The sequence below is a fragment of the Streptomyces pathocidini genome (genome assembly GCF_001418495.1).
Lineage (GTDB): Bacteria > Actinomycetota > Actinomycetes > Streptomycetales > Streptomycetaceae > Streptomyces > Streptomyces pathocidini.
Genome location: NZ_LIQY01000312.1, coordinates 1 through 9,525 on the forward strand (window position 1 = coordinate 1; position 9,525 = coordinate 9,525).

A 9,525-nucleotide genomic window follows, 5' to 3' on the forward strand; every position below is an offset into this window, starting at 1 on the left:
ACAGCCGCCCCCGCGGCCGGGTCCCGGGGCCGGCCGCGGGGGCGGCTGTCGTGGGTGCCATGTCAGTTCACCCGGTAGCCCAGCGAGGTGGCCTTGTCGACGATGGCGGTCTGCCAGGAGCCGACGGTCGAGGCGATCGTCGAACCCTGGTTGAGGGCGGGTACGACGGTCGTGGTGTAGATGGACTCCTGGCTGTACTGGGTCGCGCCCCAGCCGGGCCACACCTGTTCGGCGGCCCGGGTGAGCGCCGGCGCGACGTCCCCGGCGAACCAGCCGGTCTCCTTCTGCCGGGCCAGCCAGCCCTCGGCGGCCTTCTTGTACGCCGGATACGTGACGGCCTCGGCCTGGGCCTCGTCGGAGGTGGTCACCCACGTCACCAGGTCACCGGCCGCCCTCAGGTTCGCGCTGTGCGCGGAGACGAACCAGACGCCGCCGCCGACGTTGCCGGTGGTGGCGCTCTCGTCGGCCTCGTACTTCAGGGGCGGGGCCGCGGCGATCTCCCCCTCGGCGGCCTTGAAGGTGTCGCGGAAGAGCACCGGCCCGTACCAGGAAGGGCCGGGCGTCATCAGGACCTTGGACGCGCTCTTCTTGACGAACCCGGTGTCGAAGACGCTCCCCTTGGAGACCGATCCGGCCTTGATCAGCCGGTCGAGCAGGGACACGGCGCGCGTGCACTTCGGGCTCTCCAGGTCGACCGTGACCTTCTTCGGTCCGGTGAGGGTGGAGGCGGGGCACTGCGCGGCCCAGAGGTAGATCTCGGGGGTCCACGGGTCGCCCGCGGTGCCGACCAGATAGCCCGGGTGCTCCTCGGCTACCCGCTCCCCGAGGGCGCGGTACTCCTCCCACGTGGTGGGCACCTCGTAGCCGAAGCGGTCCAGGAGTCTCTTGTTGTACCAAAGGACGTTCTGGGCAAGGTCGTTGCGGACGCAGTAGACCGTGTCCCCGACCGTGCACGGGTCGAGCGCGCCCTCGGCGAAGCCGTCGAGGATCCGCCGGTCCACGATGTTCTCCTGGTCGACCGGCGCCGCGTACGGCTTCGGGCCGGAGGCCGCCCACGCGGTGTCGGCGGTCGTGGTGGAGAAGGCGACGTCCGGCCAGCCGCGGCCGGAGCGGTCGAAGAGCCGGACCTTGGTCTGCAGGTCGTTGGCGCCGTTGGCGTCACCGCTGTACGTGACGATCTTCAACTTCGTTCCGGGGTGCGCCTTCTGGTACGCCTTGACCACCGGGACGCGGGTCGCGTCCACCCACACGGTCAGCTCGCTGCCGGGCTGCTGCCGCACCGGCTCGAAGTCGTTCGCGGGGGCCTGTGCGGCGGGCGCGGGGTCGGCGCTGCCGCACCCGGCGAGGGCCAGCGCCGCGCAGGCGATGACCGTGACGGCCGCCCCCGAGTCGGTCTGGGAGAGCAGGAGCATGGCCAGGGTCGAGAAGACGACGGTGGCCGAACCGTAGACGAGCTGTGCGGCAGTCGGTCGCGGCATGACGGGTTCCGTCCTCGCGGGGCCTCGGGCTTGGGACAGGCTTTCGGTTTTCGGGGCTTCATCCTGTCTGCCCGACCCGGCCCGGCGGTAAGCCTCGCCTAACCGGAGGGGCCGTTGCACAGGGGGCGCACGGAGTCATTCCCTGTCCCAACTGCCGAGACCGACGCGCCTGTTCAGCAGCCGCGCACCCCACCGCTCTTACTGACACCGGTGTCCGATCCGGCGATCTCCGGGCGGGTGTGAGATGGCTCGCGTCGGGCGTCAAAATCGGCCACCCTTTAAAGATCTCCACAAATGTGCAGGTCAGAAGCTTATTTGTGGAGACCCTCTGGCGGTCGGGCGACGGACGCGTTTAGATGCTCTGGCAAGCTTTCTTATTGACACTAGATCGCATCGGGGGATGACAGGCATGGCAGGTGGAGGGTTCGTCAAGCTTCCGGGCGGCGACGTGGTCGTCGCGCTGTCGCTGCCCCGGCCCCCGAGGGTGCCCGGTGAGGGCACCGGCGAGGCCGTGCGGGTGCGGGTGCTGGTGCACGCCGCAAACCGCGCCCGGGCGCTGACGCGACTGCGGAACCTGGGGCTCAGGGCGGTCTATCTGCGCGGCAACACCGAGCCGCCCACGCCCGACGAGGTCACCGCCGTGCTGCACCACCCCGACGGTCTGGTCTGGCGCGCGCACCCGCAGGACGACACGGAGTCCTGGCACCCCATCCGCGCGCTGCTGAGACCTCCGGCGCAGGCGACGCGCCCGATCGTGCGCCCCGCCGTGCGCCCCTCGGGCTGGGCCTGGGAGGGCGTGCTGGCGGAGTGGTCCGCCACGATGTCGTAGCCGACCGAGAAGACTGGCCCCTCAGACGACGACCGGCTTGCCCGTCAGCTCGACGCCCGCCTCGCGCAGCTCGTCCACCGCCCGCTCCGTGGTGTGCTGCGCGACGCCCGCGGTCAGGTCGAGCAGGACCTGCACGGCGAACCCCTCCCGTACGGCGTCCAGCGCCGTGGCCCGTACGCAGTGGTCGGTCGCGATGCCCACCACGTCGACCTCGGCGACCCCGCGCTCGCGCAGCCAGTCGGCCAGCGGCGTGCCGTTCTCGTCGACGCCCTCGAAGCCGCTGTACGCCGCCGTGTACGCGCCCTTGTCGAAGACGGCGTCGATTGTTCCCGAGGCGATGGCGGGCGTGAAGTTGGGGTGGAAGCCGCTGCCCTCGGTGCCCGCGACGCAGTGCGGGGGCCAGGTGCGCTCGTAGTCCGGCCGGTCCGAGAAGTGGCCGACCGGGTCGATGTGGAAGTCGCGGGTGGCGACGACATGGCGGTAGCCGGCCGGGGCCTCCGCGACCAGATCGGTGATCGCGGCGGCGACATCGGCGCCACCGGCGACCGCGAGGCTGCCGCCCTCGCAGAAGTCGTTCTGGACGTCTACGACGATCAGTGCGCGGTGCATGGCGCGGGCCCTTCGCTTCGGCGAGGTGGCCTCCCGGGCAGGGGAAAAGCCGGGAGATCAGGTGTCTTCCCCGCGACGGCCTGGGGAACACCCCGCTCTGCCCACCAGCGTAGTGAGTTGGGCTTACCGGCGGGAACACCGGGTGCGCCCCCGCCCCCGGAATCCGGCCCTCACCCAATCCGGCGTCGCCTGTAGTCCGGCGCCACGTGTAGTCCGGCCCGGCGCTACGCGTACTCCGTCGGCAGCACCGGCTCTCCCCGCGAGAGCTGCATCGCCGACAGCGGCAGCGCGTCCCGGACGGCCAGGTGGCGGGCGCGGACCATGTCCAGGGGCTCGCGGGTGAGGACCTCTCCGCCGTGGACCAGATCCGCCAGCAGGGCGTGCGGGGCCAGCTCCGGGGGCATCTCGCCGGTGCCCACGACCTCCGCCTCCGCCACGCCTTCCGCGTCCGGCCGCCGGGCGGCCCACTTGCGGCCGCCGATCGAGGTCTTCCCGCCCAGCGACTTCTTCGCCACCGCCACCAGCGGCGCGGCGGGATCCGCGGACCCGGCGCGAGCCACCAGTTTGTAGACCATCGAGCAGGTCGGGTGCCCGCTGCCGGTGACCAGCCGGGTGCCCACCCCGTACGCGTCCACGGGCGCCGCGGCGAGCGAGGCGATCGCGTACTCGTCCAGGTCGCTCGTCACCACGATCTTCGTGTCGCGCGCGCCCAGTTCGTCCAGCTGCTGCCGCACCCGGTGGGCAACCAGGAGCAGGTCGCCGGAGTCGATCCGGACGGCGCCGAGCTCCGGCCCCGCGATCTCGACCGCGAGCCGCACGGCCTCGGCCACGTCGTAGGTGTCGACCAGCAGTGTGGTGCCGCGGCCCAGGGAGTCGACCTGGGCGGTGAAGGCGTCCCGCTCGCTGTCGTGCAGCAGCGTGAACGCGTGGGCGCTGGTGCCCACGGTCGGAATGCCGTAGCGGAAGCCCGCGGCCAGGTCGGAGGTCGAGGCGAAGCCGCCGATGTACGCGGCGCGGGAGGCCGCCACGGCCGCCAGCTCGTGGGTGCGGCGCGCGCCCATCTCGATCAGCGGCCGGCCGCGCGCCGCGAGGGACATGCGGGAGGCGGCCGCCGCGACCGCGGAGTCGTGGTTGAGGATCGAGAGGATCACCGTCTCCAGCACCACGGCCTCGGCGAAGGTGGACTCCACGCGCAGGAGGGGGGAGCCCGGGAAGTAGACCTCGCCCTCGGGGTAGCCCTGGATGTCGCCGCGGAAGCGGTAGTCCGCGAGCCACTTCAGCGTCGGCTCGTCGACGATCTTCCGGTCGCGCAGGAAGTCCAGGACCCCTTCGTCGAAGCGGAAGTTCTCCACGGCGTCGAGCACCCGGCCGGTGCCCGCCACGACGCCGTAGCGGCGGCCCTCGGGGAGGCGGCGGGTGAAGACCTCGAAGACCGAGCGGCGCTCCGCGGTGCCCGCCCTGAGGGCGGCTTGCAGCATTGTCAGCTCGTACTGGTCGGTGAAGAGGGCGGTCGAAGGCACGTCCACCGGCAGGCCCAGCAGGTCCGCTGTGTTCATGGCAGCACTCTACCCTCGCTCTCGTCACTCTGACGATTTCTCCGGGGGTGCCAGTGGAGACTGCCGGTAGGAGACCCGCCGGGGCCGTTTAGGAGATGACCGGCCCCGGGTGGCAGCATGGAATCCGTGAGTGTCGCCCCCGTCGAGATCGAGCGCCCGGAGTCGAGCGAGACACCGTCCGTGGTGCCGGAGCCCGACGTTCCGTGGATCACGCTGGTGCACAACGACCCGGTGAACCTCATGAGCTACGTGACGTACGTCTTCCAGTCGTACTTCGGCTATCCCAAGGACAAGGCCCACAAGCTGATGCTCGACGTGCACCACAAAGGCCGCGCCGTCGTCTCACAGGGCACCCGCGAGGAGATGGAGCGCGACGTGCAGGCGATGCACGGCTACGGACTGTGGGCCACCCTCCAGCAGGACCGCTGATGGCAGGGCTCTTCGACGCGGTGCCCGGTGGCGGGGCGGCGGTGGCGCTGGACGAGGTCGAGGTCGCGATCCTGCGCAGCCTCGCCGTCCAGCTGATCGAACTCGTCGGCCCGGGCGACGAGCCCGTCGAGGGCGAGGACCCGCTGGCCTCCCTGTTCGCCGAGGGGCCGAGCGAGCCGCCCTCCGACCCGGCGCTGGCCCGGCTCTTCCCCGACGCGTACGGCGGTCCGGACGTCAAGCCGGACGACGAGGAGTCCCGGGCCTTCTCGGCGGAGTTCCGCCGCTACACCGAGAACGATCTGCGCACCCGCAAACGCGAGGACGCGCTGGCTGTGATCCGCTCGCTGGACGCCCTGACCGTGGCGGGCGAGGGCGGCGCGGTCCTGAAACTGTCGCCGGAGGAGTCGCGGCGCTGGCTCGGGGCGCTCAACGATCTTCGGCTGGCCGTCGGCACCCGCCTGGAGGTGGCCGACGACGAGGAGGACGCGGGCGAGTTGTACCGGTTGCCCGACTCCGACCCCCGTAAGCCGATGGTGATGGCGTATCTCTGGCTCGGCGGGCTGCAGGAGTCGCTGGTGGAGACGCTCATGCCGTGATCCCCGCCGACGTGCGGCCGCGCTTTCCGGACAACTTTCGGATCGCCTGTTGCAATGTCCGGATTTGGTGTAGGTCATCCCGTCATGTGTTCGCTCATCGGACACTCAATTCCGCATAACGATCGCGCAACCGCTCTCAGGGTAAATGGGGGCGGTTGTTTCTTTTGTCCGGTTCTTCTTGTGAGTTAGCTCACTGTCGAATCGGTGGACCACTGTCACCCTCGTGGTAAACATTCGCAACGCTTGCCGGATGCCACCCCTTGTCCGGTCGCGCTGCTTGTCCGGCGGATCGCCGGTGAATGCAACAACTCCATCCACATCCGGGGGGATCGGGACCCGATCCGTGCCGCCAAGGCCGGGTCGACATGGAGAAAGGCGCAGCAAATGACCTCAGTGCAGGTCGCGCAGAACAACGACGGCAATGAGGCCGCGGGCAACACTCCCGAAGAGGGCTACCAGCGGGGTCTGGGCAGTCGACAGGTCCAGATGATCGCCATTGGTGGCGCCATCGGAGTCGGCCTCTTCATGGGTGCCGGAGCGAACATCGCGAAGGCCGGCCCGAGCATCATCCTCATGTACGCCCTCGCGGGCGTCGTCATCTTCTTCATCATGCGAGCGCTCGGTGAGCTGCTCCTCTACCGGCCGGTCTCCGGCAGCTTCGCGGAGTACGCCCGCGAGTTCCTCGGCCCGTTCTTCGGCTATGTGACCGGCTGGACCTACTGGCTCATGTGGGTCGTCACCGGCATGGCCGAACTCACGGCCGCCGCGATCTATATCCACTTCTGGTTCCCCGAGATCCCGCAATGGGTCAGCGCCCTGGTCTTCCTGGTGGTGCTCTTCGGCGTCAACCTGATCTCGGTCAAGATTTTCGGCGAGGTCGAGTTCTGGTTCTCGATGGTCAAGGTCACCGCGATCATCGGCATGATCGTGATCGGCCTCGGCGTGCTCACCCTCGGCTTCTCCGAGGCCGGTGACACCGCCGCCGTCAGCAACCTCTGGTCGCACCACGGAATCTTCCCGAACGGCGTCGGCTCCAGCCTGATGACCCTCCAGGGCGTCATGTTCGCCTACCTGGCGGTCGAGCTCGTCGGCGTTACCGCGGGCGAGTCCGAGAACCCGGAGAAGACCCTGCCCAAGGCGATCAACACCCTGCCGTGGCGCATCATCATCTTCTACGTGGGCGCCCTGGTCGTCATCCTCTCCGTGGTCAAGTGGACCGAGTTCGCCGCGGGCGTCAGCCCGTTCGTGCACGCCTTCGAGAAGATCGGCATCCCGCTCGCCGCGGGCATCGTCAACTTCGTGGTCCTGACCGCGGCCCTGTCGTCCTGCAACTCCGGTATGTACTCCACCGGCCGCATGCTGCGCGACCTGGCCGCCAACGGCGAGGCCCCGAAGGTCTTCGGCAAGCTCAACTCCCGTAAGACCCCGGCCTTCGGCATCGCGCTCTCGGTGGCCCTCATGGGCGTCGGCGTGGTCCTCAACTACGTCGTCCCGGAGAAGGCGTTCGGCTACGTCGTCTCGGTGGCCACCGCGGCCGGCATCTGGACGTGGATGATGATCCTCGTCAGCCACATCCTCTACCGCCGCGCGGTGCAGGCCGGCCGTCTCCCGGCCTCCTCCTTCCCGGCGCCGGGCGGAGCGGCCTTCAGCTGGGTGGCGCTGCTCTTCCTGGTCTTCGTGCTCGGCCTGGTCGCGTACGACTCGGAGGCCCGGGTGTCGCTCTACGTGGGCGCCGGCTGGGCCGTGTGCCTGGCCATCGGCTGGGCGGTCCTCAAGTCCCGCAACCCGCAGCTGGCGGCGAAGGACGAGGAGCGCGAGAGCGTGTCGGTCTCCGGCTGACGGTCATCGCGTAGCACCTGTCTCACCAGACGGCCTCCGGATCTCAGATCCGGAGGCCGTCTGTCTCATTCCACCCGTCGTCCACCACCACCCTCAACCGAGGGGCTTCGCCCCACCCCTCCTATTCTTTGCGCATGCTCACCATCACTCAGTCCCTGGTCGACCGGATCGTCGCGCACGCGCGCGCCGACCACCCCGACGAGGCGTGCGGCGTGGTCGCGGGACCGGCCGGGACCGACCGGCCCGAGCGCTTCATCCCGATGCTCAACGCGGCCCGCTCGCCCACGTTCTACGAGTTCGACTCGACGGACCTGCTGAAGCTGTACCGCGAGATGGACGACCGCGACGAGGAGCCGGTCGTGATCTACCACTCGCACACGGCCACCGAGGCGTACCCCTCCCGTACCGACATCAGCTACGCCAACGAGCCCGGTGCGCACTACGTCCTCGTCTCGACCGCCGACGCGGACGGCGCGGGGCCGTTCCAGTTCCGCTCGTTCCGGATCGTCGAGGGCGAGGTCACGGAGGAAGAGGTCGAGATCGTCTCCGCGTACTGATCGTCTCCGTGTACTGAGTGCGGTGGGGGAGCGGGGCAGTTCCCGTGTCCAAAGCCATGTCCGGATCCTGGGACCGGATCTCGGAGCGCGGACGGGGAATCGTTACGATGAGCCCATGGTTCTCCAGGACGTGAGCGAGAAGACGCCGGGCACGCTGCTCGTGGCGCGGCTGCACGTCGATCTGTGCCGGCTCGCCAGCGCCATCTGTCCGCGCTGACGTGCCGCCCGTCCCGTACGGCCTGATCACGCGCCGCGGTGTACGCGATTCCCTCCCCGACTCCTCCTCTGCACGCCGCCGGCGCACGACGACGCCGCGCGCCCGCCCGCTTCCTTTCCGACAGGAGCCCCTCATGGCCATCGAGGTCCGCATCCCGACCATCCTCCGCAGCTACACCGACGGCCAGAAGGCGGTCGAGGGCAGCGGCACCACGATCGATGAGCTCTTCGCCAACCTCGAGGAGCGGCACCCGGGCATCCGCGAGCGCCTGGTCGACGGCGGTGAGCTGCGGCGGTTCGTGAACGTCTACCTCAACGACGAGGACGTCCGCTTCCTGGACGGCATCTCGACCAAGCTGAGCGACGGCGACAGCGTGACGATCCTCCCGGCCGTCGCGGGCGGGGCCGCAGGCGATCCGGCGGGCATGCGCTGATGCGTTACGACAGCCCGCTCGCCGCCGTCGGGAACACCCCGCTGGTCCGGCTTCCGCGCCTGTCTCCGTCGGCCGAGGTGCGGATCTGGGCAAAGCTGGAGGACCGCAACCCGACGGGCTCGGTGAAGGACCGCCCCGCCCTCCACATGATCGAACAGGCCGAGAAGGACGGCCGGTTGACCCCCGGCTGCACCATCCTCGAGCCGACCTCGGGCAACACGGGCATCTCGCTGGCGATGGCGGCACGGCTCAAGGGCTACCGCATCGTGTGCGTCATGCCCGAGAACACGAGCGAGGAGCGGCGGCAGCTGCTGGCCATGTGGGGTGCGGAGATCATCTCCTCGCCCGCGGCGGGCGGTTCCAACACGGCGGTGCGGATGGCCAAGGAACTGGCGGCCGAGCACCCGGACTGGGTGATGCTCTACCAGTACGGCAACCCGGACAACGCCGGCGCCCACTACGCCACCACGGGCCCGGAGATCCTCGCCGACCTCCCCTCCATCACCCACTTCGTGGCCGGACTCGGCACGACGGGCACGCTCATGGGGGTGGGCCGCTTCCTGCGCGAGAACCGGCCGGACGTCAGGATCGTCGCGGCGGAACCGCGCTACGACGACCTGGTCTACGGCCTGCGCAACCTCGACGAGGGCTTCGTGCCCGAGCTGTACGACGAATCGGTGCTCACGACCCGCTACTCGGTCGGCTCCGAGGACGCGGTCCGCCGCACCCGCGAACTCCTCCAGCAGGAGGGCATCTTCGCGGGCGTCTCGACCGGGGCGGCTCTGCACGCCGCGCTGGGCGTGGGGGCGAAGGCGGCCCGCGCGGGCGAGAGCGCGGACATCGCGTTCGTCGTCGCCGACGGCGGTTGGAAGTACCTCTCCACCGGCATCTACACGGCGGAGTCCACGGAGGCGGCCGTGGCGGCGCTGCACGGTCAACTCTGGGCCTAGCGGCTGGAGTCGGCCGGTGGCGCCACCGGCTC

10 protein-coding genes and 1 pseudogene are annotated in these 9,525 nt (G+C 69.9%); 8 read left to right on the forward strand and 3 right to left on the reverse strand.

Annotated elements, in window-relative coordinates; genetic code table 11:
• Positions 1-62: 62 nt before the first annotated feature.
• Positions 63-1,478: an ABC transporter substrate-binding protein gene (locus AOK16_RS15905; protein ID WP_240483593.1), complete on the reverse strand. Its 1,416-nt coding sequence runs from the start codon at positions 1,476-1,478 to the stop codon at positions 63-65.
• A 409-nt stretch (positions 1,479-1,887) separates the two neighbouring features.
• On the opposite strand from AOK16_RS15905, the pseudogene AOK16_RS15910 reads away from it, so the two are divergent.
• Positions 1,888-2,220, forward strand: a pseudogene (locus AOK16_RS15910) (hypothetical protein); the annotation flags it as partial.
• 108 nt (positions 2,221-2,328) lie between these two features.
• Here AOK16_RS15910 and AOK16_RS15915 read toward each other — a convergent pair.
• Together AOK16_RS15915 and AOK16_RS15920 are read right to left on the reverse strand one after the other, a co-directional pair.
• The gene (locus tag AOK16_RS15915; RefSeq protein ID WP_055472899.1) at positions 2,329-2,916 is read right to left on the reverse strand and encodes an isochorismatase family protein; all 588 of its coding nucleotides are present in this window, start codon (positions 2,914-2,916) and stop codon (positions 2,329-2,331) included.
• 224 nt (positions 2,917-3,140) lie between these two features.
• Complete coding sequence (locus AOK16_RS15920; protein WP_055472900.1) at positions 3,141-4,472, reverse strand: nicotinate phosphoribosyltransferase; 1,332 nt, start codon at positions 4,470-4,472, stop codon at positions 3,141-3,143.
• A gap of 117 nt (positions 4,473-4,589) precedes the next feature.
• On the opposite strand from AOK16_RS15920, the gene clpS reads away from it, so the two are divergent.
• The 7 genes from clpS to AOK16_RS15950 all read left to right on the forward strand — a co-directional run bounded on the left by clpS (position 4,590) and on the right by AOK16_RS15950 (position 9,493).
• Positions 4,590-4,901, forward strand: coding sequence for an ATP-dependent Clp protease adapter ClpS (gene clpS, locus AOK16_RS15925; RefSeq protein ID WP_055472901.1), 312 nt, complete (start codon positions 4,590-4,592; stop codon positions 4,899-4,901).
• Positions 4,901-5,497 (forward strand): DUF2017 domain-containing protein, encoded by a 597-nt coding sequence (locus AOK16_RS15930; RefSeq protein WP_055472902.1) that lies wholly within the window; start codon positions 4,901-4,903, stop codon positions 5,495-5,497. Before clpS ends, AOK16_RS15930 begins: the two co-directional genes overlap by 1 nt.
• Positions 5,498-5,881: 384 nt before the next feature.
• Complete coding sequence (locus AOK16_RS15935; protein WP_055472903.1) at positions 5,882-7,336, forward strand: amino acid permease; 1,455 nt, start codon at positions 5,882-5,884, stop codon at positions 7,334-7,336.
• A gap of 134 nt (positions 7,337-7,470) precedes the next feature.
• The gene (locus tag AOK16_RS15940; RefSeq protein WP_055472904.1) at positions 7,471-7,893 is read left to right on the forward strand and encodes a M67 family metallopeptidase; all 423 of its coding nucleotides are present in this window, start codon (positions 7,471-7,473) and stop codon (positions 7,891-7,893) included.
• A 115-nt stretch (positions 7,894-8,008) separates the two neighbouring features.
• Positions 8,009-8,110: a putative leader peptide gene (locus AOK16_RS29100; RefSeq protein ID WP_338058490.1), complete on the forward strand. Its 102-nt coding sequence runs from the start codon at positions 8,009-8,011 to the stop codon at positions 8,108-8,110.
• Positions 8,111-8,243: 133 nt separating this feature from the next.
• Positions 8,244-8,543 carry a MoaD family protein gene (locus tag AOK16_RS15945; protein ID WP_055472905.1) on the forward strand — a complete coding sequence of 100 codons (300 nt, stop codon included), beginning with the start codon at positions 8,244-8,246 and terminating at the stop codon, positions 8,541-8,543.
• On the forward strand, positions 8,543-9,493 hold the full coding sequence (locus AOK16_RS15950) for a PLP-dependent cysteine synthase family protein (RefSeq protein WP_055472906.1): 951 nt from the start codon (positions 8,543-8,545) through the stop codon (positions 9,491-9,493). The genes AOK16_RS15945 and AOK16_RS15950 overlap by 1 nt, the downstream gene beginning before the upstream one ends.
• Positions 9,494-9,525: the final 32 nt, after the last annotated feature.

Excerpts from the sequence above, each read along its gene's own strand:
- AOK16_RS15920 (WP_055472900.1), bottom strand. The coding sequence starts at position 4,472 with ATGAACACAGCGGACCTGCTGGGCCTGCCGGTGGACGTGCCTTCGACC.
- AOK16_RS15940 (WP_055472904.1), top strand. The coding sequence starts at position 7,471 with ATGCTCACCATCACTCAGTCCCTGGTCGACCGGATCGTCGCGCACGCG.
- AOK16_RS15945 (WP_055472905.1), top strand. The coding sequence starts at position 8,244 with ATGGCCATCGAGGTCCGCATCCCGACCATCCTCCGCAGCTACACCGAC.
- AOK16_RS15905 (WP_240483593.1), bottom strand. The coding sequence starts at position 1,478 with ATGCCGCGACCGACTGCCGCACAGCTCGTCTACGGTTCGGCCACCGTC.
- clpS (WP_055472901.1), top strand. The coding sequence starts at position 4,590 with ATGGAATCCGTGAGTGTCGCCCCCGTCGAGATCGAGCGCCCGGAGTCG.
- AOK16_RS15915 (WP_055472899.1), bottom strand. The coding sequence starts at position 2,916 with ATGCACCGCGCACTGATCGTCGTAGACGTCCAGAACGACTTCTGCGAG.
- AOK16_RS15930 (WP_055472902.1), top strand. The coding sequence starts at position 4,901 with ATGGCAGGGCTCTTCGACGCGGTGCCCGGTGGCGGGGCGGCGGTGGCG.
- AOK16_RS15935 (WP_055472903.1), top strand. The coding sequence starts at position 5,882 with ATGACCTCAGTGCAGGTCGCGCAGAACAACGACGGCAATGAGGCCGCG.
- AOK16_RS29100 (WP_338058490.1), top strand. The coding sequence starts at position 8,009 with ATGGTTCTCCAGGACGTGAGCGAGAAGACGCCGGGCACGCTGCTCGTG.
- AOK16_RS15950 (WP_055472906.1), top strand. The coding sequence starts at position 8,543 with ATGCGTTACGACAGCCCGCTCGCCGCCGTCGGGAACACCCCGCTGGTC.